The 26,014-nt window shown below is 67.7% G+C and carries 22 protein-coding genes; 3 read left to right on the top strand and 19 right to left on the bottom strand.

What is annotated here, in order from left to right; all coding sequences use genetic code 11:
* Window positions 1-18: 18 nt before the first annotated feature.
* The 8 genes from ACO07Z_RS10830 to ACO07Z_RS10795 form a co-directional block, all read right to left on the bottom strand.
* Window positions 19-732 carry an ABC transporter ATP-binding protein gene (locus ACO07Z_RS10830; RefSeq protein ID WP_421698733.1) on the bottom strand — a complete coding sequence of 238 codons (714 nt, stop codon included), beginning with the start codon at window positions 730-732 and terminating at the stop codon, window positions 19-21.
* Window positions 725-1,471 carry an ABC transporter ATP-binding protein gene (locus tag ACO07Z_RS10825; RefSeq protein WP_421698732.1) on the bottom strand — a complete coding sequence of 249 codons (747 nt, stop codon included), beginning with the start codon at window positions 1,469-1,471 and terminating at the stop codon, window positions 725-727. The genes ACO07Z_RS10830 and ACO07Z_RS10825 overlap by 8 nt, the downstream gene beginning before the upstream one ends.
* On the bottom strand, window positions 1,471-2,535 hold the full coding sequence (locus tag ACO07Z_RS10820; RefSeq protein ID WP_421698731.1) for a branched-chain amino acid ABC transporter permease: 1,065 nt from the start codon (window positions 2,533-2,535) through the stop codon (window positions 1,471-1,473). The genes ACO07Z_RS10825 and ACO07Z_RS10820 overlap by 1 nt, the downstream gene beginning before the upstream one ends.
* A gap of 20 nt (window positions 2,536-2,555) precedes the next feature.
* Complete coding sequence (locus ACO07Z_RS10815; RefSeq protein ID WP_421698730.1) at window positions 2,556-3,428, bottom strand: ABC transporter permease subunit; 873 nt, start codon at window positions 3,426-3,428, stop codon at window positions 2,556-2,558.
* A 437-nt stretch (window positions 3,429-3,865) separates the two neighbouring features.
* Complete coding sequence (locus ACO07Z_RS10810; protein WP_421698729.1) at window positions 3,866-5,104, bottom strand: urea ABC transporter substrate-binding protein; 1,239 nt, start codon at window positions 5,102-5,104, stop codon at window positions 3,866-3,868.
* A gap of 19 nt (window positions 5,105-5,123) precedes the next feature.
* Window positions 5,124-5,780, bottom strand: a complete 657-nt coding sequence (locus ACO07Z_RS10805; RefSeq protein ID WP_371348578.1) for an ANTAR domain-containing response regulator — start codon at window positions 5,778-5,780, stop codon at window positions 5,124-5,126.
* Window positions 5,780-6,901, bottom strand: a complete 1,122-nt coding sequence (locus ACO07Z_RS10800) for a transporter substrate-binding domain-containing protein (protein WP_421700797.1) — start codon at window positions 6,899-6,901, stop codon at window positions 5,780-5,782. The genes ACO07Z_RS10805 and ACO07Z_RS10800 overlap by 1 nt, the downstream gene beginning before the upstream one ends.
* A 215-nt stretch (window positions 6,902-7,116) precedes the next feature.
* The gene (locus tag ACO07Z_RS10795; protein ID WP_421698728.1) at window positions 7,117-8,058 is read right to left on the bottom strand and encodes a LysR substrate-binding domain-containing protein; all 942 of its coding nucleotides are present in this window, start codon (window positions 8,056-8,058) and stop codon (window positions 7,117-7,119) included.
* Window positions 8,059-8,208: 150 nt separating this feature from the next.
* Between ACO07Z_RS10795 and ACO07Z_RS10790 the strand changes: the two genes are divergently transcribed.
* The 3 genes from ACO07Z_RS10790 (at window position 8,209) to ACO07Z_RS10780 (ending at window position 11,330) form a co-directional block, all read left to right on the top strand.
* Window positions 8,209-9,150 carry a choline ABC transporter substrate-binding protein gene (locus ACO07Z_RS10790; protein ID WP_421698727.1) on the top strand — a complete coding sequence of 314 codons (942 nt, stop codon included), beginning with the start codon at window positions 8,209-8,211 and terminating at the stop codon, window positions 9,148-9,150.
* An 81-nt stretch (window positions 9,151-9,231) separates the two neighbouring features.
* A complete protein-coding gene (betC, locus tag ACO07Z_RS10785; RefSeq protein WP_421698726.1) occupies window positions 9,232-10,764 on the top strand; it encodes a choline-sulfatase in 1,533 nt (510 codons plus the stop codon).
* 266 nt (window positions 10,765-11,030) lie between these two features.
* Complete coding sequence (locus tag ACO07Z_RS10780; protein ID WP_421698725.1) at window positions 11,031-11,330, top strand: hypothetical protein; 300 nt, start codon at window positions 11,031-11,033, stop codon at window positions 11,328-11,330.
* Between the two features lie 133 nt (window positions 11,331-11,463).
* Here the strand turns inward: ACO07Z_RS10780 and ACO07Z_RS10775 are convergent, their stop codons facing one another.
* From ACO07Z_RS10775 to ACO07Z_RS10725, 11 genes are all read right to left on the bottom strand, one after another.
* Entirely contained in the window at window positions 11,464-12,198 is a 735-nt protein-coding gene (locus ACO07Z_RS10775) for a DUF1028 domain-containing protein (RefSeq protein WP_421698724.1), read from the bottom strand.
* Between the two features lie 9 nt (window positions 12,199-12,207).
* Entirely contained in the window at window positions 12,208-12,906 is a 699-nt protein-coding gene (locus ACO07Z_RS10770; RefSeq protein ID WP_421698723.1) for an ABC transporter ATP-binding protein, read from the bottom strand.
* Complete coding sequence (locus tag ACO07Z_RS10765) at window positions 12,903-14,729, bottom strand: ABC transporter permease subunit (protein WP_421698722.1); 1,827 nt, start codon at window positions 14,727-14,729, stop codon at window positions 12,903-12,905. The genes ACO07Z_RS10770 and ACO07Z_RS10765 overlap by 4 nt, the downstream gene beginning before the upstream one ends.
* Window positions 14,722-15,558 carry a branched-chain amino acid ABC transporter permease gene (locus tag ACO07Z_RS10760; protein ID WP_421698721.1) on the bottom strand — a complete coding sequence of 279 codons (837 nt, stop codon included), beginning with the start codon at window positions 15,556-15,558 and terminating at the stop codon, window positions 14,722-14,724. Before ACO07Z_RS10760 ends, ACO07Z_RS10765 begins: the two co-directional genes overlap by 8 nt.
* A gap of 267 nt (window positions 15,559-15,825) precedes the next feature.
* Entirely contained in the window at window positions 15,826-16,980 is a 1,155-nt protein-coding gene (locus tag ACO07Z_RS10755; RefSeq protein WP_421698720.1) for a substrate-binding protein, read from the bottom strand.
* 54 nt (window positions 16,981-17,034) lie between these two features.
* On the bottom strand, window positions 17,035-17,865 hold the full coding sequence (locus ACO07Z_RS10750; RefSeq protein WP_421700796.1) for a nitrilase family protein: 831 nt from the start codon (window positions 17,863-17,865) through the stop codon (window positions 17,035-17,037).
* Between the two features lie 269 nt (window positions 17,866-18,134).
* The gene (locus ACO07Z_RS10745) at window positions 18,135-18,749 is read right to left on the bottom strand and encodes an ANTAR domain-containing response regulator (protein ID WP_421698719.1); all 615 of its coding nucleotides are present in this window, start codon (window positions 18,747-18,749) and stop codon (window positions 18,135-18,137) included.
* A gap of 30 nt (window positions 18,750-18,779) precedes the next feature.
* Complete coding sequence (locus ACO07Z_RS10740; RefSeq protein ID WP_421698718.1) at window positions 18,780-19,928, bottom strand: transporter substrate-binding domain-containing protein; 1,149 nt, start codon at window positions 19,926-19,928, stop codon at window positions 18,780-18,782.
* 140 nt (window positions 19,929-20,068) lie between these two features.
* Complete coding sequence (locus ACO07Z_RS10735; RefSeq protein WP_421698717.1) at window positions 20,069-21,943, bottom strand: response regulator; 1,875 nt, start codon at window positions 21,941-21,943, stop codon at window positions 20,069-20,071.
* On the bottom strand, window positions 21,930-22,796 hold the full coding sequence (locus ACO07Z_RS10730) for a CheR family methyltransferase (RefSeq protein WP_421698716.1): 867 nt from the start codon (window positions 22,794-22,796) through the stop codon (window positions 21,930-21,932). Before ACO07Z_RS10730 ends, ACO07Z_RS10735 begins: the two co-directional genes overlap by 14 nt.
* Entirely contained in the window at window positions 22,793-25,918 is a 3,126-nt protein-coding gene (locus tag ACO07Z_RS10725) for a response regulator (RefSeq protein WP_421698715.1), read from the bottom strand. The genes ACO07Z_RS10730 and ACO07Z_RS10725 overlap by 4 nt, the downstream gene beginning before the upstream one ends.
* Window positions 25,919-26,014 lie beyond the last annotated feature (96 nt).

Below are 26,014 nucleotides of genomic sequence, written 5' to 3'. Positions count from 1 at the left end.
TGATTTCTGGCTGTGCGATCAGACGGCGAGATGGCGGCGCATCGCCTCGCCATCGGCGAGGTCCTCGCGGGTGAGTTCGGCGACGACGCGGCCCTTGTCCATGACATAGCAGCGCTGGGCCATGGCCCGGATCATGTCGATGTTCTGCTCCACCAGCACCACGGTCACGCCGGTATCGGCGTTGAGCTGCACCATGATGCGGGCGATGTCCTGCACGATGTTGGGCTGGATGCCTTCGGAGGGCTCGTCGAGCAGGATGAGCTGCGGATTGGCCACCAGCACCCGGCCGATGGCGAGCTGCTGCTGCTGGCCGCCGGACATGGTGCCGGCGCGCTGGGCCCAGCGCTCGCGCAGGATGGGGAAATAGCCGAGCACCCGCTCGCGGTCGGCCTCGCTGACGCGGCCCGCGCGCATGCCGCCGACCGCGATGTTCTCGCCCACGGTGAGGCGGGGAAACACGTCGCGGCCCTGCGGCACATAGCCGATGCCGAGCCGCGCCCGCTTGAAGGCGGAGAGGTGTTCCACCGGCTTGTCGCCGAAGACGATGGAGCCTTCCATCGCCGGCACGAGGCCGATGAGGCTCTTCATCAAGGTGGACTTGCCCACGCCGTTGCGGCCGATGACGGCGACGATCTCACCCTGGCGCACCTCGATGTCGAGGCCCTGCAGCACCGGCTTGCCGCCATAGCCGGCACGCAGGCCGAGGGTGGACAGCATGACTTCCTTACGCATGGGCGGCCTCGTGAGCGGTTTCGTGCGCCGTGGTCTGGCCGAGATAGATGGCGGCGACATCCTCATTGGCGACGATCTCGTCGATCGAGCCCTGGGCGAAGACGCGGCCGAGATGCAGCACCGTCACCTTGTGGGCGACCTGGCGGACGAAGGCCATGTCGTGCTCCACCGCCAGCACGGTCATGCCCTCGGCGTTGAGCCGCTTGACCATTTCGCCGGTCGCATGGGTCTCTTCCGGCGACATGCCGGCAGTGGGCTCGTCGAGCAGCAGCAGGCGCGGCTTGAGGCTGACCGCCATGCCGATTTCCAGCCACTGCTTCTGGCCGTGCGAGAGATTGCCGGCGAGGCGTGTGGCATCGGCCGTGAGGTTGAGGAAGGCGAGCAGCTTGTCGATCTCCTCGGTCAGCACCGCCGGGTCGTAATGGTGCTGCATCGCGATTTCGAGATTTTGCCGCACGCTCAGCGCCTTGAAGATGCCGGGCACCTGGAACTTCACGCTCATGCCGCGGCGGATGCGCTGGAACGGCTTGAGGCCGGTAATGTCCTCGCCGCCGAACAGGATGCTGCCGCTGCTCGGCACATGCTCGCCGAGAATGAGCCGGAACAGCGTCGACTTGCCGGCGCCGTTCGGCCCGATGAGGCAATGCACCTCGCCTTCTTCCAGCGTCAGATCGACATTGTTGGTGACGTGCAGGCCGCCGAAGCGCTTGTTGAGGCCTATCGTCTGGAGCATCGGCATCAGGCGTCTCCCGGCTGACGCTTGGAGAAGGGGCGGGCAAGGAGCCGCGCCAGCGCATAGATGAGGCCGCGCGGCGCCAGCAGCACGGTGAGCACCAGCATGATGCCCATGACCACCAGCGCGTATTGGCTGCCATGGATGGTGAGCGCCTGGAACACGGCGAGGACGGTGATGGTGCCGACCAGCGTGGTGGTGAGGTCCGAGCGCCCGCCGACCGCGACCCAGACGATGGGCAAGGCGGCGGCGGTCATGCCCATGGAGGAGGGCGTGATGTACTGGCCCCATGAGGTGTAGAGCACGCCCGACAGGCCGGCGAGCGCCGCGCCGATGACGAAGGTGCCAAGCTGGTATTTGCGGATGTCGTAGCCGAGCATTTCCGCCCGCTCCGGGTTCTCGCGAATGGCGACGAGCACATTGCCGAAGGGCGAGTTCACCAGAATGCGCAGGCCGAGATAGACCAGCACCAGCATGCCGAGCACGACGTAATAGAGCTGCACATCGGGGAACAGCACGATGTCGCCGCCGGGCCAGGGCACGGTGAGCGGGGGCATGTTGCTCATGCCGTTGAAGCCGTTCAGCCGGGCGGCGCCGATCTTCCATTCCGGCCCCGCCGTCTGCGCCATGAAGCGTTCCAGCACCAGCGTCACCGAGAGGGTGACGATGCCGAGGAACACGCCGGAGATACGGCCGAAGAACAGGAAATAGCCGAGGAGCGCCGCGAACAGCGCGGCAATGCCGATGGCGAGCAGCAGCGCCACGAAGGTGAAGCCATAGGCGGCGCCGAAATTGATGGTGAGGATGCCGTAGCTGTAGCCCGCAATGCCGAAAAAGGCGGTCTGGCCGAAGCTGAGCGCGCCGCCATAGCCCCAGATGAGCGAGAGGCCCAGCGCCATGAAGATCCAGGTGAAGAAATACACGGTGTTGCCGACGGTGTAGCCGTCGGAGAACAGCGGGTAGGCGCAGGCGCCGGCGAGCACGACGAGGAAGCCGAGCCAGAAGCCGGGGCCCCGGCCCAGCGTCTGCGGGCCTTCGAGGCGGGAGAAGAAGCGGGAGAGCGCGTTCATGGCTGTGTCTCGTGTCCGGGTCAGGCGCGCTCGCGCAGAAGGAAGCCGGAAATGCCGCGCGGCAGCACCCGGATGACGACGATGACGGCCATCAGCAGGCCGATCTGGCCGGCGAGCTGGCCGTACCAGGAGGTCATGGTGGCCTTGACGATGGCGAGCACCGCCGCCGCCGGGGCGGTGCCGAGGAACACATCGGCGCCGCCGACCACCACGGTGACGAAGGCCTCCATGATGAAAGTGGTGCCCATGGTCGGCACCAGCGTCATGGTCGGGGCGTAGAGCCCGCCGGCGAGGCCGGCGAGGCCCGCGCCGAGCGCGAAGGTGAGGCTGTAGACGAGGCGGGTGTCGATGCCGAGGGCGGCCGCCATGTGCGGCACCTGGATGGTGGCGCGGGCCATGACGCCGAAGCGCGTCCAGTTGAACAGCGCGTAGAGCCCGGCGATGACCAGCACCGCCATGCCGCACAGCACGAGGCGATAGAGCGAATAGGAGTAGTCGCCGACGGTGAAGCTGCCGAAGGGCGTGCCGACACCGGCCATGGTGGAGCCGAGCACGATCAGCGTGCCCTGGGTGAAGATGAGGCTGAGGCCCCAGGTGGCGACGATGGTGTCGAGCGGGCGGTCATAGAGATGGCGGATGACCAGTATTTCCACCAGCGCGCCCACGGCGGCGGAGACCAGCGCGCCGATGAGGATGGCGAGCGGCAGCGGCACGCCGGCATGGGCGGCGGAGACGGTGACATAGGCGCCGCACATGATGAATTCGCCATGCGCCAGATTGATCACGCCCATCATGCCGAAGATGACGGCGAGGCCGCAGGCGGACAGAACCAGAAAGGCGAAGGCATCGCCGAACTGGTAGAGCGCGGAGAAGGCGAGGGTTCCGACATCCATGTGCGGTGGGGCCTTTGATCTTTCGCTTCGAGGGAACAACCTTGTCACGCACCGCGCGGGAAGCGTGCGGTGAGGGAGGGTTGTCCGGGTGAGCCTCCTTCGAGGCCGGCCTGTCGGCCGGCACCTCAGGATGACGCCGTTCTTGCAGGACGTCTTTACTGAAACCGTCTTCAGCGATTAGGCGATCGCCCCGGCCAAAGCTGGGGGGTCGGGCCGGGGCGATGCCTTCGGGGGCCGCCGAGGGGGAACAGGGCGGCCGCCCGGATGGGGGAGATGCGCGGCGCGCGCTTTATCAGGCCGTCATCCTGAGGTGCGAGCGAAGCGAGCCTCGAAGGATGGTCGTCCGAGCATCCTCTTGCTGCAGCATCCTTCGAGGCCCGGCCCGCGGGCCGGGCACCTCAGGATGACGTGGCACTGAGTGCGCGAGGGCCTCGCCCTCAGTTCTTCGGCGGCGGGTTGGAGGGCGTGTACTGCGCGCTCGGGTCGTTCTTGGTCAGGTCGCAGCCGGCTTCGCCCAGCCAGTACGGCTTGATGTCCTGCCACACCTTGGGGAAGGTGATGGAGTGATCGGCGCCCACCTTGGCGAGATAGATGGTGTGCGACATGTGCTGGCTCTTCGGGTCGAGGCAGACCTTGCCCTCGGGCGCGTCCATGCAGACATCGCCCTTGGCGATTTCCTTGCGCAGGTCGTCACGCTTGGTCGACTTCGCCCGCTCCACCATCTGCTTGTAGAGGTAGACCGCGAGATAGGAGTTCTCGGCTTCCTGGTTCACATAGGGCTCGTCCGGGAACTTCGCCTTGAACTTGGCGAAGAAGTCCTTCGAGGCCGGGGTGTCGACTTCCTCGATGTAGTTGGTGGTGACGTACATGTCCTTGAGCGATGGCGGCTTGAAGCGCTTGTGCTCATAGCCCTGGCCGACGTTCACGGAGGAGGCCATCGGCAGGTTGACGTTGGCGGCGGCGGCCTGCTCGTAATAGGAGGCCTGGGCGGTGCCGACCAGCAGCGTCACCACGAAGTCGGGCTTTGCCTTCTGGATGTTCTGGATGTTTTGCGAGAACTGCGACACGCCGAGCGGGATGAAATCCTCGCCGACCATTTCGCCGCCGTTCTCCTTGACGATATTGCGCACCCATTCGGCCGAGATCTGGCCGAAATTATAGTCGGCGGCGAGCGTGTAGACCTTCTTGCCGTACTTCTCCATGAGGTACGGGATGAGGGTGGAGAACTGCTGCTCCGGCACGGCGCCGGTGACGATCATGTTGGCGTCGCAGACGCCGCCCTCATACTGGTTGTTGTAGAAGGCGAGGCCGTCGAACTGGTTGACGATCGGCCGGTAGGCTTCGCGCGAGGCGGAGGAGAAGCCGGCGAACACCACGTCCACCTTGTCGCGCTGCAGCACGCGGCGCATGAATTCCTGGTAGCGGGTGTTGTCGGACTGGGTGTCGTAGATCACCAGTTCGAGCGGGCGGCCATCGATGCCGCCGGCCTTGTTGATCTCCTCGGCGGCGAGCTGGATGGCGTGCACCTTGCCGATGGTGGCGGCGGCGAAGTCGCCGGACTGGTCTTCCAGCACGCCGAGCTTGATCGGATCGGCGGCGAAAGCGTTCGCGGCGCTGAGCAAAAGCGTTCCCGTGAGGGCTGCGGCACGCAGCCCCCGCATGGTCTTCCCGTTCATCTTACTCTCCTGTGAAAGGTTATCTTTTTCCCGCGCTGGGCTCCGCCGGGCGGAACTGCACGGGTTCATCGAGGGGGCCAGCCCTCGCCGTCACGAACGCTTCGCAATAGGCCTCGAGGGTCTGCCGCGAGCGCATGCTTTCGCGCCGAAGCCATTCATAGGCTTCGTCGTCATCCACGCCCGCCTCCGTCATGCGGGCGATGATGGCCTTGACCACCGCGCGGCGACCCCGCCGGCGGCGATCCATGTCATCGAGGCGGGCCCGGAGGTCGCCCCGCAACAGGAACTGGTTGATGCCGAGGAACAGCGCGGTGTAGACCGCGCCGCCCTGCACGGGCTTGCGCAGGAAGGCGGAGGCGCCGATCTGCACCAGATGCTTGAGCCGGCTCGGCGCCTCGACGCCGACGAGGCCGATCACCGGAACGGGGGGATGATGCGCCCCCGCATCGGTGTCGAGCGCCACCGGATTGTCGAGATCGCCGTCGATGAACAGGATGTCGCGCTCGGGCTGCAGCGCCGCGAGGTCGATCTGCGCCCGCCCGTCGATGAGGGCGGGATAGGTCGCGGCGACGCCGAGCTTGCCCAGCGTCTTTTCCAGCGCTTCCACCGCCGTGAGGCTGGACGTGACGATGTGCGCCCGCCCGCCATTGAAGTTCTGCAGCAGCCGAGGTGCCATCACTTCACCACTCTCAGTGTCGCGTTGCGGGCAGCGACCGCGTAACGCGGCGAGGACTGGACGAGATAGGGGTCGGGCCGGACCGGGCCGGGCTCTTCGACCAGAATGTCGAAGCGCGCCTGCGCATTGGAAATGCCGATTCGTGGCGTGAGATAGGCGTGCAGCGTCTGCGGGTCGATGCGCACCTCGCCCTGCGGCGCCAGCAGGTGCTGGCGGGTGGCGGCCTCCTTCACCGTTTCCACATCGTCCGTGCCGCTCTCGGCCAGCGACAGGATGAGCAGCTTCATCGCGATGTAGGAGGCTTCCGCGTCCGCCGAGGTGGTGGGGCCTTCCGGGAAGGTTTCGCCGTAAAAGCGGGTGAAGGCGGCATTGGCGGGGGAGGCGAGGGAGGAGAAATAGACCGAGGAGGACAGGTGCCCGTCCACCGCTTCCTGGCCGATCTCTTCCAGCTCCGGCTCGGAAAGCGTGCAGGAGACCACCGGGAAGGTCGTCCGCTGGTCGATGCCGCGCGCGGCGCAGGCGGCGCGGAAGGCGCGGAAGAAGGCGTAATTGCTGGTGCCGATGAGATTGTTGAACACGAAGGCCGGGCGCGCTTCCAGAATGGCCTCGACCACCTGGTCGATCTCGGTGTCGCCCACCGGCACATAGCGTTCCGCCAGCACGCGGGCGCCGCGCGCGGTCATCGCCTCGCGGAAGATGCGGGTGTTCTCCCACGCCCAGATATAGTTGGAGCCGACGCAGAAGGCGGACGTGCCGAGCGTCGCCAGCGCGTGATCGACCAGCGGCAGCACATGCTGGTTCGGCGAGGCGCCGGTGTAGATGACATTGCCGGAGCTCTCGAAGCCCTCATAATGCGAGGGGTACCAGAGCAGCCCGTCATGCTTCTCGAAACAGGGAATGACTTCCTTGCGGCTCGAGGAGGTGTAGCAGCCCACGACATGGCGGATGCCATCATGCAGCAATTCGCGGCTGAGCGCGGCATAGCGGCCAAGCTCGCCGCCGGGATTGACCACGACAGGCTCGATGGTGATTCCGGGCGCCGGGCGCTCCGCCACCGCCAGCAGGGCGCCGTTCAGCATCGAGCGCGCGACCACGTTGTAGGGTCCCGTGGTCGAGAACATGACGCCGATGCGGAAGTGCTTCGCCACGTATCGCTCCAATGCCGGGCCGAAGCCCAAAACAAAAAACGCCCGCCGGCCGTCAGGCCGTGGGCGTCGTTGCCACCAACCAGCCAGCGTTGACACGCCGTCGTTGGAAATGTTGACCGAAAGTGCCGCGACAATGGGCATCCTTGCCCGTCGCTCTTTTTCTAGGCTCGCGTGATCTTACCTACTTGTCAAGAACCTTTTTCGCGCCCGCGCGTGAGCGGCGGGTCCGGCAGCGGCGCCGCCTGTGCCTCGCGCAGAATCCAGTCGATGAGATCGCGGGCGGGATCGGACAGAGTGGGGCCGGGCACCAGCCAATAGCCGGTCTCGCGGCGCGCCAGCGGCGGCCCCACCGCCACCAGCGTGCCGTCGGCCAGCGCGCCGTCGATCAGCCCGGCCCAGCCGAGCGCGACGCCCTGATCCGCCATCGCCGCCTGCACCACGAGGCCATAGGTGTTGAGGCTGAGATCGCTCGCCGCCGGGCCGCGCGCCAGCCCCATCGCCGTGAACCAGTCGCTCCAGCCGAACCAGCGCGGGTGCGGCGTGCTCTCCAGATGCAGCAGCGGCAAATTGCCGATGCGCGCCGGATCGCCGCCGAGGTCGTGCCGGGCGGCGAAGGCCGGGCTGCACACCGGCCAGATGCGCTCTTCCACCAGCTGCAGGCTCTCAGGCGGAAAGTCGCGCCGGGCGCCGAACAGCACGGCGACATCCTCGGCCCCGTCGAGCCCGGGATCGGCGCTGGTGGAGGCGATGATGTGGACATCCGTCTCCGGCCGCACCTGCCGGAAGGCGGCGACACGCGGCATCATCCAGAACGAGGCGAAGCCGTAATCGGTGAACAGCCGCACCACGGGACGGCGGCTGAGCCGGCGCACCGCGCGGGCGGCGCCGTCGATTTCCGCCACTGCGGCCGCGCTTGCCCGGTGCAGCACCTCGCCGGCGGCGGAGAGCGTGCTGCCGCGATGGCCGCGCAGCAGAAGCGGCGTGCCGAGCTGGGTTTCCAGCTCGCGCACGACATAGCTCACCGCCGGTTGCGACAGGCCGAGCGCGCGCGCCGCGGCGGTGAGCGAGCCGAGCCGCCCCACCGCCTCGAACACGCGCATCCAGCCAAGGTCGAGAGGTCGCTCAGACATAGAGTGAGCTTATGTCAAACATCGAAAATATCGGGCTTCACAGGTTCCCACATTTAACCGCCTGATACCCCTCAGGCAAGGAAAGCCGCCGCTCGACAAGGCGGGCCCTTGAGCATCTCACCTGTCTCGCTGCTTCCAGAGGTGACCCTCATGACCCGTATGACGCTGGCCGCTTCGGCCCTCTCCCTTCTGCTCCTCGCCGGCCCCGCTTTCGCGGCCGACGCGCCTTCCTGCAAGACCATCCGTATGTCGGACCCCGGCTGGACCGACATCACCTCCACCAACGCCATTGCCGGCGTGCTGCTGGAGGGGCTCGGCTATGCCCAGGACGTGAAGACGCTGTCGGTGCCGATCGGCTACGAGTCGATGAAGAACGGCAATATCGACGTGTTCCTCGGCAATTGGATGCCGGCGCAGCAGAAATTCATCGACGCGCTGAACGAGGCGAAGGCGGTGGACGTGCTGGCCACCAATCTCGAAGGCGCCAAATTCACCCTCGCCGTGCCGACCTATGTTGCCGAGGCGGGCGTGAAGGACTTCAAGGACCTCGCCGCCAACGCCGACAAGTTCGACGGCAAGATCTACGGCATCGAGCCCGGCGCGCCGGCCAACCAGAACATCCTCAAGATGATCGACGCCAATGATTTCGGCCTGAAGGGCTGGAAGGTGGTGGAATCGGGCGAGCAGGCGATGCTGGCGCAGGTGAAGCGCGCGCAGAACGGCAAGGGCTGGATCGTCTTCCTCGCCTGGGCGCCGCACCCGATGAACGAGACCTTCGACCTCACCTATCTCTCCGGCGGCGACGCCTATTTCGGCGCCAATTTCGGCGGTGCCGATGTGCGCACCCTCGCCCGCGCCGGCTGGGCGGGCGAGTGCCCGAACGCGGCGACGCTGTTCAAGCAGCTGAAATTCGACCTCGCCATGGAGAACACCATGATGGGCAAGATCCTGGATGACGGGCAGGACCCCAAGGCCGCCGCCAAGGCGCTGCTGAAGGCCAAGCCCGATGTGCTCGGCCCCTGGCTCGCCGGCGTGACCACCTTTGACGGCAAGCCGGGCCTGCCGGCGGTGAAGGCCTCGCTCGGCCTGTGAACCCTCGCGGGGGCCGGCGGCGGTGCTGCCGGCCTTCCCTCTGCCCAAGCCCTCGCACAAGCCTGCCGCGTGGACCGTGCCATGACGCCGACCGCTTCGCCCGCCCGCCCGAACATCCTCATCCTGATGGTCGACCAGCTGAACGGCACGTTCTTCCCGGACGGGCCGGCGGATTTCCTGCACGCGCCGCATCTGAAGGCGCTGGCCGCGCGTTCCGCGCGCTTCGCCAACACCTATACGGCGAGCCCGCTCTGCGCGCCGGCGCGGGCTTCCTTCATGTCCGGGCAATTGCCGAGTCGCACGCGGGTCTATGACAATGCCGCCGAGTTCACCTCGGACATTCCCACCTTCGCCCACCATCTGCGCCGCGCCGGCTATCACACGGCGCTGTCGGGCAAGATGCACTTCGTCGGGCCGGACCAGCTGCACGGCTTCGAGGAGCGGCTGACCACCGACATCTATCCCGCCGATTTCGGCTGGACGCCGGACTACACCAAGCCGGGCGAGCGGATCGACTGGTGGTACCACAATCTCGGCTCGGTCACCGGCGCCGGGGTGGCGGAAATCACCAACCAGCTCGAATATGACGACGAGGTGGCCTACCACGCCGCCCGCAAGCTCTATGACCTCGCGCGCGGCCATGATTCCCGGCCCTGGTGCCTCACGGTGAGCTTCACCCATCCGCACGACCCCTATGTCGCCCGCAAGCGCTTCTGGGACCTGTATGAGGACTGCCCGGCGCTCGACCCCGAGGTGGCGCCGATCCCGTTCGCGCAGCAGGACCCGCATGCGCAACGGCTGATGCTGGCGAGCGACCATGCCGCCAGCCATGTGACGGACGAGGATGTGCGCCGCTCGCGCCGCGCCTATTTCGCCAACATTTCCTATGTCGACGAAAAGATCGGCGAACTGCTGGACGTGCTGGAGCGTTGCCGGCTAAGCGATGACACGATCATCGTCTTCGTCTCCGACCACGGCGACATGCTGGGCGAGCGTGGGCTGTGGTTCAAGATGAACTTCCTGGAGGGCTCGGCCCGGGTGCCGCTGATGATCGCCGCCCCCGGCCTCCCCGCCGGCCGCGTTGCGCGCGCGGCGTCCACCCTCGATGTGCTGCCCACATTGGCGGAACTGGTCGGGCTCGATCTCGGCGGGGTGCTGCCCTGGACCGATGGCGAGAGCCTGGTCGGGCCGGCGCGGGGTGAAGGGGAGCGCTCCCCGGTGCCGATGGAATATGCGGCGGAAGGCTCCTATGCCCCGCTGGTGGCTTTGCGGGACGGGCCGTGGAAACTCATCCTGTGCGAACTCGACCCGCCGATCCTCACCAATCTCGACGAGGACCCGCAGGAGTTGGTCAACCGCGCGGCGGACCCCGCCTGCGCCGGGGTGATGGCGGCGATGACGGCCGCGATGCGCGCGCGCTGGGACCTCGCCCGCTTCGATGAAGAGGTGCGCGCCAGCCAAGCGCGGCGGCATGTGGTGTATGCGGCGTTGCGCAACGGCGCCTATTACCCCTGGGATTTCCAGCCGCTGCAGAAGGCGTCCGAGCGCTATATGCGCAACCACATGGACCTCAACGTTCTGGAAGAGAACCAGCGCTTTCCGCGCGGGGAATGACGGCACGCCAGCCCCGCCGCACAAACACTCTTGCCGCATTGCCGCGCAGACGCATTGCCGCGCAGACGCGTTGCGCCGCATCACGCGCTTGCGATCTCGCACGCACTATTTCGCGGAAACCATCGCGGCTGGCCTACGTTGTACCAGCAGATTCACCGGCCGGGCCGTGGGCTACGGCGAGGTGAATGCGTGTTGAACCAGACGCTGCGACGTTTTTGATGCTGGCTATCGTGTCGAATTGTCGCGCTCTTCAAAGGATGTTGATTATGAAGAAGACCGTTTCCCTTCCGGTGCTTGGTGCTGTTCTTGCCGCTGCTTTCGCGGGTCCGGCTCTCGCCCAGGGCTACAATGCCGGCACGGGTGCCCCGTCCGGCTGGTCGCAGAACCATAACGCGACGCAGCAGGGCAGCTGGTCGCAGCGCGGCACCGTCACCGAAGGCCGCAACGCCGCCACCATGTATGAGGGCGGCATGTATGACGCGCGCAGCATGCGCGGCCCTAACACCCAGGGCGTTGAGCCCTATATCGCCAACCAGATCGAGCAGAACGCGCGCAGCACCGACTGAGTGCGGCCTTAAACACAGCGTTTCTCGATGCGACCTTGCGGCGGCTCCTTCCGGGGCCGCCGTTTTTTCAGGTCAAGAGGCGGCTGCCGCCACCGACTGCTTAGGTTAAGCGGCGGCTCCCGCCGCCAATGTCTCAGGCTAAGCGGCGGCTGCCGCCGCCGCCGGGCCGATCCGGTGGGGCGAGCGCCAGCATCGAGGTGACACCTTCCGGCGCCGGCCCGGCCGCAATGCCGCGCCGTGGCATGCCCGCGACAAAGGGCACGAGTTGGAGCCGGGCGATCTCCAGCACCCGCCGCAGCTCGGTGACGGGCTGGGCGTGCTCGTCCACCCGCAGGTCGAGGGCGCAATAGTCCTCCTCGCCCTGCACCCGAAGGCTGGCGGATTGCCGCCCGCGCGTGTCGCCGCCGGCGGCGTCGCCGGCCTCCAGCGCCCGCATCAGCCTTTCGTCCAGCGCGGCACCCACGCTGGCACGGTAGGCGGCCGCCATGGCGTCGATCACCTCCGGGCCGGTGAGCATGTTGCCCTGCACGGCGAAACCGTCACCGATTTCCTGCCCGCACCAGGGCGTGCACTCCGCCCCGGTGAAGGCAGCGGCTTCGCCCGCGTGATCCACCACGCCGATCTGGCGCAGCTCGCGCGCCTCGTCTGCCGCCAGCGCGGCGGCCAGCGCCGCGCGCGTGCCGTGCCCGGCGGCGATGGCGTCCAGCACGCCGAGCGCGAGATAGGGATTGACCCAGGACTGGGTGGAGGCCGCCCCCACCTTCGCCCGCGCGAACGGGCACATGGAACCGACCGCCGGCACGGCGGTGGCGACCGCCACGCCGAACAGGCCGCTGGATGGGCAGCGGGCGACGATGGAAAACGTCATGGCCTCACCTCACACGCTCAGATGTTTCAGCACCCTGGCGCGGGAATCCGGCTCGGACGTGGCGCCGGTCTCGGCGATCTCGCCGCGGTCCAGCACCGCCCAGCGGTCCGCCACCGCCAAAGCGAAGGGCAGGTGCTGCTCCACCAGCAGCATGGTCGTGCCGTGGCGCTCGCGGGCGCTGCGGATGACGCCGGCCAGCCGGTCGATGACCGAGGGTTGCAAGCCTTCGGTGATCTCGTCGACCAGCAAGAGCTTCGCCCCCGTCGCCAGCGAGCGGGCCATCAGCAGCATTTTCTGCTCGCCGCCGGACAGCGTGCCCGCGCGCTGCTTCAGCCGTTGCAGCAGGAAGGGGAAGGAGGCTTCCACCTCGGCGAGGGCTGCCTCGAAATCCGGGCGGCGCACGGCGAGGCGGAGATTTTCCTCCACGCTCATATCCTGGAACAGCGCCTTTTCCTGCGCGACATAGCCGACCCCCAGCCGCGCCACACGGTGCGGGGCGAGGCGTGTGGCCTCCGCGCCGGCAATGGCCACGGTTCCGGTCATCTTCGGCAGGAAGCCCATGACCGCTTTGAGCAGGGTGGACTTGCCCATGCCGTTCTTGCCGAGCACGGCGAGGATTTCGCCCGGCGCGATGGCGAGGCTCACCTCGCGCAGCACCACCGCGCCGGCATAGCCGCTGGAGAGATGATCGACCGAGAGGAGGCTCATGCCGGCATCTCCTTGGGCGCGGGGGCGGTTTCATGGTCGATGCCGGCATGGCCGGAGCCGGCATAGACCTGCTTGACGAGTTCGGAGGCGACCACCTCCTCCACCGAGCCGTCGAGCACGATATGGCCCTGATGCAGGACGATGACGCGGGAGGAAATCTCGCGCACGAAGTCGAGATCGTGCTCCACCAGCAGCACGCACAGGCCCTGCTTCTTGGTCAGCTCGATGAGGATGGCGCCGATCTGCATGCGCTCGGTCTTGGTGAGGCCGGCGGTGGGCTCGTCGAGCAGCAGCACGCGCGGTTCCAGCGCCAGCACCATGGCGAGTTCCAGCGCCTGCTTCATGCCGTGCGAGAGCAGATGCGCCGGGGTGGAAAGCTGCTTGTCCAGCCCCGTGGTTGCGATGACATGCATCGCCGCCTCGGGGAGCGGCAGGACCGCGGCCCGCCGCCACAGCGAGGGCCGGGCATGGCGCACGCGGGCGATCTGCAGGCACTGGGCGACGGTGAGCGTTTCGAACACATTCGCCATCTGGAACTTGCGGCCGACGCCGAGGGCGACGCAGGCTTCCGGCGGCTTGCGGCCGATATCATAGCCATTGACGGCGATGCTGCCGGCGGAACGTTCCGCGCCATCGGCGATGCAGCGCATCAGCGTCGTCTTGCCGGCGCCATTGGGGCCGACAAGGCTGACGAGTTCGCCGGCACGCGCCTCGAAGTCGATGGCTTCCAGCACGGTGAGGCTACCGAAGCGCTTGGCGACGCCGGCCACGGCGAGCGCCGGCCCCTCGCCCGGCTCGACGCCTTGCGTTTCCGCCGCGTCGAGGGTGGAAAGCCGGACGCTGGCCGCCGGCGCCGCAACGCGCGGGCGGAGGAGGCCGATGAGTTTGCGCGGCAGGTCGAACACCACTGGCAGCAGGCCGCGCGGGAAGGCGACGATGACCAGCACGAACAGCACGCCGATGATGAGCTGCCAGACGAAGGGATAGTCGCCGGCAAGCTGCGCGCTCTCATAATCGACGATCAGCGCGCCGAACACCGGGCCGAGCAGCGTGCCGCGCCCGCCGAGCGCGGTCCAGATCACCAGCTCGGTGCCGAAGACGAAGCCGGCGAGTTCCGGCGCCACCACCATCGCATAGCCGGCATAGATATAGCCGGCGATGGCGGCGATAGCGGCGCAGGCGAGATAGACCAGGATCTTCAGTCGCGAGGTGTCGAGGCCGAGATATTTGCAGCGCTGCTCGTTCTCGCGCACCGCCACCAGCAGCTTGCCGGCATCGCTCTTGACGAAGATATAGGCGGCCGTGGTCACCAGGACGAGGAAGGAGCCCGCCAGCCAGAACCAGGCTTCCATCGACAGATCGAAGCTCATGAAGCCGGAGAGGCCGCTCGACGAGCCGGTGAAGGTGCCGCCGGAATAGAGCAGCTGCGTCGCCACGATGGGCAGAACCAGCGTGATCACCGAGGCATAGAGCGCCGAGGCGCCGTGCCAGAAGGCGAGCCAGCCGACGATGGCCGCCACCAGCAGCGCCCCGCCGACGCCGAGGACGAGAGCGAGCACCGCATTGCCGGTGGAGAAGTCGAGATGGGTGAACACCAGCCCCGCCGCATAGGCGCCGCAGGCGAAGAACACCGACTGGCCGAAAGTGAGAATGCCGAGGAAGCCCCAGAGCAGGTCCACCGTCAGCGCCACCGCCGCATAGAGCAGCGAGCGGGTGAGCACGTTCACCGAATAGGTGTCGAGGACATAGGGCCCGGCGACGATCGCCGCCAGCGCGAGCAGGGCGACGGCGAGGATGAGGGAGAGGCGGCGCGCTTCAGTCACGGGCGAACCCCTGCGGACGGAGGCGCAGAATGATGGCGGCAAGCACGGCGATGGTCAGGCCTCCGAGAACCGGGCTGAAATGGGTGGCGACCAGCACCTGCGCCCCGCCCAGCACCAGGCAGGCGAACAGCAGGCTGACCAGCGAGGCGCCGGAGACCAGCACCAGCATGAAGGCGTTCACCAGCCAGGGCACGCCCATGGCGGGATCGACGCTCGACAGCGGCGTGATCAGTGCGCCGGCAATGCCGGCCAGCGCCGAACCGAGGGTGAAGGTGAGGAAGCGTACCAGCCCGCTATTGATGCCGAGCCCGCGCGCCAGATCCTCGTTCATGATCACCGCCCGCGTCTCCAGCCCCAGCCGCGTGCCCTGCAGCAGGGCGGTGAGGGCAAGGCCGAGCAGGGCGGCGATGCCGACAAGGGCGAGGCGATACGCGGAATAGCCCTCGCCGAGAATGTCGATGGTGCCGCTGAGCGGCGACTGGGTGAACTGCACGCCGCGCCCGAAGGCGAGGGTGATGAGCTGGCCGATGATGATCGACAGCCCCCAGGTGGCGAGGATGGCGTCGAGCGGGCGCGAATAGAGCGGGCGCACCACGAAGCGCTCGATGGCCATGCCGACCACGCCGCCGAACAGCGCGGCGAGCGGGATGGCGAGCCAGGGGTTGAGCCCGGCCTGGGTGGTGACGAGCGCGGCATAGCCGCCGAGGGTCATCAGTCCGCCATGGGCGAAATTGATGATCTTCATGACGCCGAACACGAGCAGCAGCCCGGTCGCCACCGCATAGAGGATGGCGGCGGTCGTCACGATGTCCAGCGTCTGGGCGATCATGCGAAGTCCTTTGGGGTTGGAGGCACGGCGGGTGGGAGGCCGCGTCGTAACAACGTCATCCTGAGGTGCGCGTAGCGCGCCTCGACGGATGCCGGAAAAGAACCGGTCTTCCGGGGGCATCCCTCAAAGCCCGGCTTTGCCGGGCACCTCAGGATGACGTCGCAAGGCGGGCCGCAAGGTTTGCGCCATCGGTGGCGGGCAAGCCCTCTCCCCGGCGGGGAGAGGGTTGGGTGAGGGGCCCGACGAGGAGAGGCGCGAGCGCGTCGCTCACTTCAGCTTCGGGCACTGCTCGCCGGGATCCACGTCCTTGAAGGTGGAGATGATGCCGACCGAGCCATCGCCCTTCACCTGGCCGAGATACATGGTCAGCGGCGCGTGGCGCTGCTTGTTCATCACGATGGTGCCGCGCGGGCCTTCCACCGCCACTTCCGCCAGGGCCGGGATCACCTTGGCGGCATCCGTCGTGCCGGCCTTCTCCACCGCCGCCTTGTAGGCGTAAACCGCCTCATATTCCGGCACGGAGAGGTCGTTCGGGGTCTTCAGGTCCTTGCCGAACTTCTTCTCCATCGCGGCGAGGAACGCCTTGTTGGCGGGGGTGTCGATATTGGTGAAGTAGGAGCCGGCGATGTAGATGCCTTCGGCATCCGGGCCCATGGCCTTGGCGGTGCCCTCATCCACGGCGAGGTTGCCATAGAGCGACTTGATGCCCGCCGCGCGCAGCTGCTTGGTCAGCGTCACGTTCGGCGCGCCGCCGGCGGTGGAGGTGATGATGGCGTCGGGGTTGGCCGCCTTCACCTTGGAGAGGATGGCGGTCCAGTCGGTGGCGTCCATCGGGGCGTATTCGTCGCCGACGATCTTGCCGCCGGTCTTTTCGATATAGGCCTTGGTGAAGGCCAGCATGCCGCGGCCGAAGGCGTAATCCGAGCCGATGAGGAAATAGGTCTTGGCGCCTTCCTTGTTGAAGAAGTCGACGATGGGGGCGACCTGCTGGTCCGGCACCCAGGCGTTCACATACATATAGGGGCTGCAGGAGCGGCCCTCATAGAACGAGGTGTAGATGTAGGGCACCTTGCCGCGATTGACGATCGGCAGGCCGGCATTGCGCGCCGCCGAGGTCTCCATCGAGATCAGCACGTCGACCTTCTTCTGGAAGATCAGCGAATCGAAGGCCTTCTGCGCGCCGGCCGCACCTGAGGCGTCGTCGGCGACCTCAAGCACCACCTTCTTGCCGAGGATGCCGCCCTTGGCGTTGATCTCCTCCACCGCCAGCTCGGCGGACTGGACGACGGAGGGCGCGACCACGGAATTGGCGCCGGACAGGCCGACGGGAATGCCGATGGTGATGGTGTCGGCGGCGAGCGCCGGCCCAGTGAGAAGGCCGGCGGCAAACACGCCGGCCATCAGCAGCGAGAGACGGGACATAGGCTTTCTCCGGAAGGTTATGGGTTTTTGGCAGCGGTGGAGAGAAGCGGGGCTCTAGTACCAGCCCCGGGAAATCGGCGCGCCGAGCATCTCGGCATAGACATCGGTGCGGCGGTCGCGCAGCACCTGGTTGAAGTCGTTCCAGTTGCGGGCGCGGCGGGCGGCGCCGAGGTCGATCTCGGCGGAGACGATCTCCTCGCCGTCGCGGCTCGCCGGGCCGGCGGCGGGCCAGCCGGTGTAGCTGAGGATCAGGCTCTGGCCCTCGAAGGGCTGGCCGCGCTCGGTGCCGATGCGGTCCGCACAGGCGATGTAAAGCGAGTTGGAATGGGCGGCGGCCATAGCGAGGATGTTGGCCATCGCCTCGCGCCCCTCGGCCTGGCCGGGAATCGGCACCCAGTTGGTCGGCACGCAGACGATGTCCGCGCCCTGCAGCGCCTGCAGCCGGTAGGTCTCGGGGAACCAGCCATCGTAGCAGATGGCGACGCCGATGCGGCCGAGCGCGGTGTGGAACACCTGGAAGCCATTATTGCCGGGCTCGAAGAACAGGTTCTCGTTGCCCCACAAATGCATCTTGCGATAGGTGCCGATATGGCCCTCCGGCCCGATCACGACCGCGCTGTTGTAGAGCGCCGTGCCCTCGCGCTCGGTGATGCCGGCGACGATATGCAGGCCGCGCTCATTGGCGATCTTCGCCCAGGCCTGGCAGCTCGGCCCGTCGGGAATGGTCTCGGCAAGGCCGAAGGCTTCCTCGCGGGTCTCGAACACGTAGCCGGTATTGGCGAGTTCTGGCAGCACGATCAGCTTGGCGCCGCCGTCGGCCGCGCGGGCGATGAGGCCGAGCGAATGCGCGACATTGGCGCTGGTGTCGCCGAAGCGCGGCTCCATCTGGATGCAGGCGACGCGGACAAGGCTTGAGACCGGCATGAAGGCGCACCTCTGCGATCGCCGCGGGGCGCCGCGGCGTGAAAACAAAAAGCCCCCGGCAGTGCCTTCCGGCACCATCGAGGGCTGCATAGCCTGGATGTAGAGCGGCAACGCTGCCGCCACGCTCACGAAGCGATGCGGTTAGCAAAGCGCAGGCGGCGGGGCCTGTCAAGCGCAAATGCCGAGGATAGAGGCAGGGGCCGCAATGCCTAGGAGTTAGGCAATCTGCCTCATTTCTCCGGCTCGCCCTCGCGGTCGAGCTCGGCCAGCATGGCATGGGCGTTGATGATCGAGCCGGCGATGGTGCCGATCGGCACCCGTTTGGCCGTCGCCTGCTTGCGCAGGAACTGGTAGGCGTCGTCCTCGGAGAGGTTGCGCAGGCTCATTAACAGCCGCGTCGCCTTCTCCACGTCGCGGCGGGTGCGCAGCGTGTCCTCGAGCTTGCCGATCTTGGCCAGCAGCCGCCCCTCATAGCCGCGCTGCGACAGCGCCAGCACGAGGCTGGAGAGCACGCCGGAGGCGCGGATGGGGCGCACCAGCACGCCATGGGCGCTGGAATCGAGCAGCGCCTTCAGCACGGTGGGGTTCTCGTAGTCGACGATGGCGATATGGGCGATGGCGAGGTCGGCCATGCGCCATGGCATCGAGCTTTTCGTGTCGCGGTCGAGCAGGAAGAACACCGCGTCGAGCGGCAGCGGCAGTTGCGCCGGCGGCGGCCACACCACCTGCACCTGGCAGCCGATGCGCTGCAGCTGGCGCACAAGGTCCTCGCCGTCCTGGTCGCGCGGATGCACCACGGCGACGCGCATATTGCGCAGGTTCTGGATCAGCTGCGAGGCGCTCATGCGTCGCGCCTCTTCGCCTTCGACCCCGCCTCACGCATGGTCGTAAATATGGTCGACGAGATAGGGGTCGGGCTTCACCGGCGCCTTGGCTTCCCACACCACATCGAAATCGCCGTGCTCGTTCACCATGCCGATGCGCGGCAGCAGATAGGTATGGTTGTTATCGGGGTCGATGCGGATGCGGCCCTGCGGCGCGTCGAACTCGGTGCCGAGCGCGGCATCGACCAGGCGCTGGGTGTCGAGCGACTTCGCCCGGCGGAGCGCGTCGGCGAAGAGGTGGATCTGGAAATAGGCGGCTTCCGCGTACATCGTTACCGCCGCGTCGCGGCCGAAGCGGGCGCGGTAGGCGGCGACGAAGCGGCGATTGGCCGGGGTGTCGACGGTGGAGAAATAGGGCGCCGAGGTGATGTGGCCGATGCACAGCTCCGGCCCGATGGCGCGGATTTCGCCCTCGGACATGGTGAGGCTGGCAATGGGCATGCTGCGCGGGTCGAGCCCCGCCTCGCGGAAGATGCGATAGAGCAGATGCGCGCCTTCGCCGACCACGGTGGAGAACACCACCGAGGGCGCGCGGCGGCGAATATCTTCCACCACGCGGCGGATCTGGTCCGTGTGCGGCTGTTCCGGCACATAGGTTTCCGCCACCACCTCACCGCCCTCGCGCGAGACGAGATCGCGCATGATGCGGTTGGACTCATGCGGGTAGATGTAGTCCGAGCCGACGAGATAGAAGCGCGGCCCGAAGCGGGAGAGCAGATGGCGGGCGAGCTGCAGGCTGTTCTGGTTCGGCGCCGCGCCGGTGTAGATCACATTCGGCGAGTACTCGAAGCCCTCATAGAGCGAGGGATACCAGAGCAGGGCGTTGCGCCGTTCCACCGTGGCGAGGATCGCCTTGCGGCAGGAGGAGGTGCAGCAGCCGAAAATGGTGCTGATGCCGTCCTCGGTCAGCAGCCGCTCGGCGTAGCGGCGGTAGAGTTCCGGGCTGGACTCGGGGTCGTAGCACACCGGCTCGATCGGGCGGCCGAGTACGCCGCCCGCGAGGTTGATCTCCTCGATGGCGAGCGCCGTGCCGCGGAAATGCTCGGTTTCCGGCTCGCGCATATGCCCCTTGCGCGAGAACAGCACGCCAACCCGCCAAACGGCGCCCGAGCCCTGTTCCGCGCTGCCGAAATTCGCCACCGGCGCCTGCCTGTCTCACCTGTTGCCGCGCCGGGCGACCGCCCCGCCGGCCGGGCCCCGCTGAGCCCGTCCGCCGTTTTGACGCGCATGCGCCCGGCGGGTCAAGTCGCGCCCGCCGCCCGCCGCCCGCCGCCCGCCGGTCAGCGCGCCGTGCCGGTCGCGGCGGGGAAGGGCAGGACATTGCCGTCGCGCCGCGCCAGCCGCCCCGCCACCTCGACCAGTTGCTGCGGGATGAAGGGTTTGCTCACGACAGGCGCCTGGGCGAAGGCGGCCGGCAGGTTCTCGCGGCCATAGCCGCTGACGAAGGCGAAGGGAATGCCGCGCCGGGTCAGCGCCGCGGCGACGGCGTCCACCGGCTTGCCGTGGAGATTGCCGTCGAGCAGGGCGGCGTCAAAAGCGCCGGTCTCGATGGCTTCCAGCGCCTCCTCCACGGTGCGCGCCGGGCCATGGACGCTGGCGCCGGCATCTTCCAGCACCGCGATGAGTTCGAGCGCCACCAGCACCTCGTCCTCCACAACCAGAAGGCGGCGACCGTCCAGCGCCGGCACCTCGCGCGCCGGTTCCTGCGGCGCCGGGGTGACGGGGCGGGCGGCGATGTCGGCCATCGGGTCCGGGGTGCGGTCGAGCTGCATCACCAGCTCCCACACCACGCCGTCATTGCGGTAGGAGACGGAAGCGGTCCCGCCATCCGACTTCATGCTGCTGTCGATGAGGGTGGAGCCGAAGCCGCGCTTGACCGGGGTCTGCACCGGCGGGCCGCCGCTTTCCTGCCAGCGCAGCTGCAGCCGGTCGCCCTCCACCGACCATTCCAGCACAACGCGGCCGGCGGGGCGGGAAAAGGCGCCATATTTCAGCGCATTGGTCGCCAATTCGTGGAGGATCAGCGCGAGGCGCAGCGCCGGCTGCGGCAGCAGCTGCACGCGCGGGCCGCTCGCCTGCAGTCGCGCCGGGTCGATGGCGCCGAGCCGCAACTGGTCGTGGACGAGGTCCATGAGGTCCGCGCCCTGCCAGGTGCGGTCGCTGAGCATGCCGTGGGCGCGCGCCAGCGCCTGGATGCGGCCGGAGAAGGTGGCGGAGAACTGGTCGGGGCTGCGTGTGTAGCGCAGCGTCTGGGTGGCGATGGCCTGGACGCTGGCGAGCGTGTTCTTCACCCGGTGGTTCAGCTCGCCGATGAGCAGGGTCTGGGTTTCCTCGGCGCGGCGGCGGTCGGTGATGTCGAGGATCTGCACGCTGAGCGATACCGGCTGGCCATTCGGCCGGCGCAGCACGGAACTGTACCATTCGCAGTCCAGCACCGCGCCCTCGCGCGTGCGGCAGCGCACCGTGTGGTGGCCGCGCTGGTGCGCGGCGTCGGCCAGCGAGCCGGAGACCATTTCCGCGAGTTCGCCGATGCTGCTGTCGCAGAGCCAGCCGAGATCGGCGAGCGACTGGCCGGTCATTTCCGCCGCCGTCCAGCCGAACATGCGCTCGGCGCCCTTGGACCAGCCGAGCAGGCGCATGTCAGGATCGAACTCGACGATGGCGAGCGGGGAATTGTCGGTGTGCGCCTGCAGCCGGTCGAGCGCGCCTTTCAGCTCGGCGGCGGCGGTGGCGAGCGCGTCCTTCTGCCGGGCCAGCTGCTCGTGCTGGCGGGCGATGGAGAAGAACACCTCCGCCTTGCTCTTGAGGATCAGCGGGTCGATCGGCTTGTAGATGAAATCGACCGCGCCGGCTTCATAGCCCTTGAAGCGGCGGCCTTCATCAGTGGACGCGGCGGTGACGAAGATGATGGGCACGCGCCGCGTGCGCTCGGTGCCGCGCATCATTTCGGCCAGCTCGAACCCGTCCATGTCGGGCATCTGCACGTCGAGCAAAGCGAGAGCGAAATCGTGCTCCAGCAGCATTTCCAGCGCCTCGACGCCGGAGCGGGCCTTATAGAGGGTGAGCCCGTCGCGGCGCAGCAGCGCTTCCAGCGCGCGCAGATTCTCCTCGATGTCGTCGACCAGCAGGAACTTGACCGGCTCAGGCGACATCATGGCGGGCCTCCCTCAGCGGTGCCGTTGCCAGCCGGCGGAAGATGCGCTCCTGCGGCGCGAAGGCGGCGAAGGCGTCGGCATGGGCGGAAAAGCGCAGGCTTTCATTCATGCCGAGGCCGAGGAAACCGCCGCGCGTCAGCGATTCCCGGAACAGCCGCAGCGCGCGGTCCTGCAGGTTCGAATCGAAATAGATCAGCACGTTGCGGCAGGAGATCAGGTGCATCTCGGAAAACACCTCGTCGGAGGCGAGGCTGTGTTCGGCGAAGACGGTGCGCGCGCGCAGCGACTTGTCGAACACCGCCCCGCCATAGGCGGCGGTGTAATAGTCCGACAGCGAGGAGCGCCCGCCGGACTTGCGGTGGTTCTCGGTGAACAGCGGGATGCGGTCGAGGTCGTAAATGCCGAGTTCCGCCCGCGCCAGCGCCACCGGGTTGATCTCGGTGGCGTAGAACATGGTGCGGGATTCCAGCCCCTCCTCGCGGAACAGGATGGCGAGCGAATAGAGTTCCTCGCCGGCGCTGCACCCGGCGACCCACACTTTCAGCGACGGGAAGGTGCGCAGATGCGGGATCACCTCCTCGCGCAGGGTGCGGAAATAGTCGGGGTCGCGGAACATCTCGCTCACCTGCACGGTGAGGCAGTCGATCATCAGCGGCAGCAGCTCCGGCTCGCGCAGCAGCCGCGCCTGCACATGCGAGAGCGTCTCGCAGTGCAGCCGCTGGCGCAGCAGATCGGCCCGACGGGCCAGCGAGGCGCGGGAATAGGAGCGGAAATCATAGTGGTAGCGGCGGTGGATCGCCTCGACCAGGAGATCGAGCTCGATCTTCTCGCTGACGCTGGCGGTGCTCGTCATCGCGACATCCACACCCGGGCGAGGGAGAGCAGCTTGTCGACATCGAGCGGCTTAGCCAGATAGTCGTTCGCGCCGGCCGCCAGGCACTGCTCCTGGTCGTCCGCCATCGCCTTGGCGGTCAGCATGATGATGGGCAGGCCGTGCCAGGCTTCCCGGCGGCGGATTTCGCGCGTGGCGGTGAGGCCGTCCATTTCCGGCATCATCACATCCATCAGCACAAGATCGACCGGCTGGGTGCCGTGCGTCTTCTCCAGCAGCTCCAGCGCCTCGCGGCCATTGCGGGCGATCTGCACCTTGGCGCCGTGCGGCTCGAAGATGCTGGTGAGGGCGAAGACGTTGCGCACATCATCCTCCACCACCAGGATCTGCCGGCCCTCCAGCCGCGCATCGCGGTTGAGCGAGGTGGCGAGCAGCTTCTGCTGCTGCGCCGGCAAATCCGACACCACCTGGTGCAGGAACAGCGTCACCTCGTCGATCAGCCGCTCCGGCGACTTTGCGCCCTTGATGATGATCGACTTGGAATAACGCCGCAGCCGCAGCTCCTCGGCCTCAGTGAGTTCGCGCGCGGTGTAGACGATGACCGGCGGGAAGGCGGCGGCCTCGTTGTCGTCGAGCCGGCTCAGCAGATCGAAGCCGGTGGCGTCCGGCAGCGTCATGTCGAGCACCATGCAGTCGAAGGTCTCACTTTCCAGCCGCTTGAGGGCATCGGCGGCGGTGGCGCATCCGACCGTCTCCACCTCCTTGGCGGCGAGCAGTTCGCTGAGGCCGCGCAGCTGGGCGGGGTCGTCCTCGACGATGAGGATGCGGCGCAGCTGGCGCGCCATGCGGAATTCCAGCCGTTCGAGCGTCTGCACCAGCTCGTCGCGGCGGATCGGCTTCATCATGTAGCCGGCCGCGCCATAGGCGAGCGCGGTCTGCTCGTAATCGCTGGCGGAGACGACATGCACCGCGATGTGGCGGGTGCGGGGGTCGTGCTTCAGCCGGTCGAGCACGGTGAGGCCGGAATGGTCCGGCAGCCCCATGTCGAGGATCACCGCGTGCGGCAGATATTGCCGCGCCGCCAGCACCCCGTCATCGGCGGTGGTGGTGATGATGCACTGGAAGCCGAGCTCATGGGCGAGATCGAGCAGGATGCGGGCGAAGGCGAGGTCGTCCTCCACCACCAGGATCAGCCGCGAGCCGGCGGTGAGGCGGGAGCGGTCGTCGTCGATGCCGGCCGGCGCGGGTCGCGCGGGCGCGTCCACGGCGAGAGGAGCGGGCGGAGCCGGGCGCTGCGCCGGGCTGCGGCGCGGGGCGCGCAATGGCTGGGCGGCGGCCGCGCCGGCGCTGTCGACCACCACGCCGCTGAAGCGCGTCGGCACGATGAGGCTGAAGGTGCTGCCTTCGCCGAGCCGGCTTTCCAGCCCAATCTCGCCGCCGAGAAGGTTGGTCAGCTCGCGCGAGATCGACAGGCCGAGCCCGGTGCCGCCATAGCGCCGGTCGATGGTGCCGTCGGCCTGGCGGAACGCCTCGAAGATCGCGTCCTGCTGCTCCTCGGCGATGCCGATGCCGGAATCCGACACGGCGAAGACGAGCCGGCCATCCGCCTGGGTGCGGACGTCCAGCACCACCTCGCCCTGCGAGGTGAACTTGACGGCGTTGGACAGGAAGTTCTTCAGCACCTGTTCCAGCCGCTGCGGATCGCTTTCCAGCACCGGCGACACGTCGGGCGCGATCTGCGCGCGCAGGGTGACGCCCTTCTCCTCCGCCTGCGGGGCGAAGCTGCGCACCAGCTTTTCCGCCAGCGCGGCGACTTCCACCTGCTGCGGCCGCAGTTCCAGCTTGCCGGCCTCGATCTTGGACAGGTCGAGAATGTCATTGATGAGGGTGAGCAGGTCGTTGCCCGAGGTCTCGATCATCTGGGCGTAGCTGATCTGGTCCTCGGTCAGATTGCCGAAGCGGTTCTCGCCGAGCAGACGCGCCATGATGAGCAGCGCGTTCAGCGGCGTGCGGAGCTCATGCGACATGTTGGCGAGGAATTCCGACTTGTAGCGGCTGGCGGCGGCGAGGTCGTTGGCCTGCTGCTTGAGCGCGCCCTGGGTACGGGCGAGATCGTCGCGCTGGGCTTCCAGCAGCTGGGTCTGCTCTTCCAGCTGGGCGTTGGATTCCTCCAGCTCGGCCTGCTGCCGCTCCAGCCGGTGCTGCGAATCCTGCAGTGCCTGGCTCTGCTCCTGCAGCTCCTCGTTCGCCGCCGTCAGCTCCTCGCCATGGGCGCGCAGCTCCTCGGCCTGCCGGCGGGTTTCCTCCAGCAGCTCTTCCAGCCGGGTGCGGTACTGCGCCGAGCGCAGGGCGACGCCGACCGCGCTCGCGGTGCGCTCCAGGAATTCCAGCGCCTCGGGGCGCGGCTTGCGGGCGAAGCCGAGCTCGATGACGCCATTGACCTCGTCATCCTCGAAGGTCGGGGTGAGCAGCAGCCAGTCCGGCTTGCCCTTGCCGAGGCCGGAGCCGAAATAGAGATAGTTTTCGGGCACGGAATCGAAGGCGAAGCTGCGCTTGTCGGCGATCACCTGCCCCACCAGCCCGTCGCTGCGGCGAATGCGGGCCGGCACCGGCGCATCGGCCGGCACGCCATAGCCGGCGGCGCGGGCGAACGCATCCTGGTCGCGGACATAGAACAGGGCGGCGCGGGCACCGAGGCGCTCGGCGAGGAAGGTCAGCACCCGTTCGCCCAGCTCGGCGCTGGAGAGATCGCCCATCATCCGGCGGGAGAGATCGACCTGCGCGGTGCGGATCCATTCCTCGCGCCGCACCGCCAGCTTGTTGCGGATGAAGAAGAAGCCGGTGGCCGCCAGCACCCATACCGTCACCGTGCCCATGGAGCGGTTGAGCAGGGCAAGGGTGGGGTCGATGCCCGGCCGGTCCACCAGGAAGCCGGCGGCGATCACCACGGTGACGGCCGCGGCGGTGGCGAGCGGCACATAGGTGCGCCAGGCGAGATAGGCCAGCACCAGCGGGATGAGATAGGTCACCCAGACGGCGACGCCGAGCGGCACCGACAGATCGATGAGGAACACCAGCGCGGTGAACACCGCGAGGATGACATAGAGAAGGGCTGGCTTCTCCTCGAACGCCTTGAGCTGCACGCCGCCGCCACTCCCGCCAGGATGGAAAGCCGGGGGCGTGCCGACGCCTGTCTGGCGCGCATCGCAATCCCCGGCGCTCCTAAACCGCCGAGGGGC

This window comes from Ancylobacter sp., assembly GCF_965229075.1.
GTDB lineage: Bacteria > Pseudomonadota > Alphaproteobacteria > Rhizobiales > Xanthobacteraceae > Ancylobacter.
Note: the sequence above shows the minus strand (reverse complement) of the source record. Positions and strands in the feature narration are given on the sequence as shown.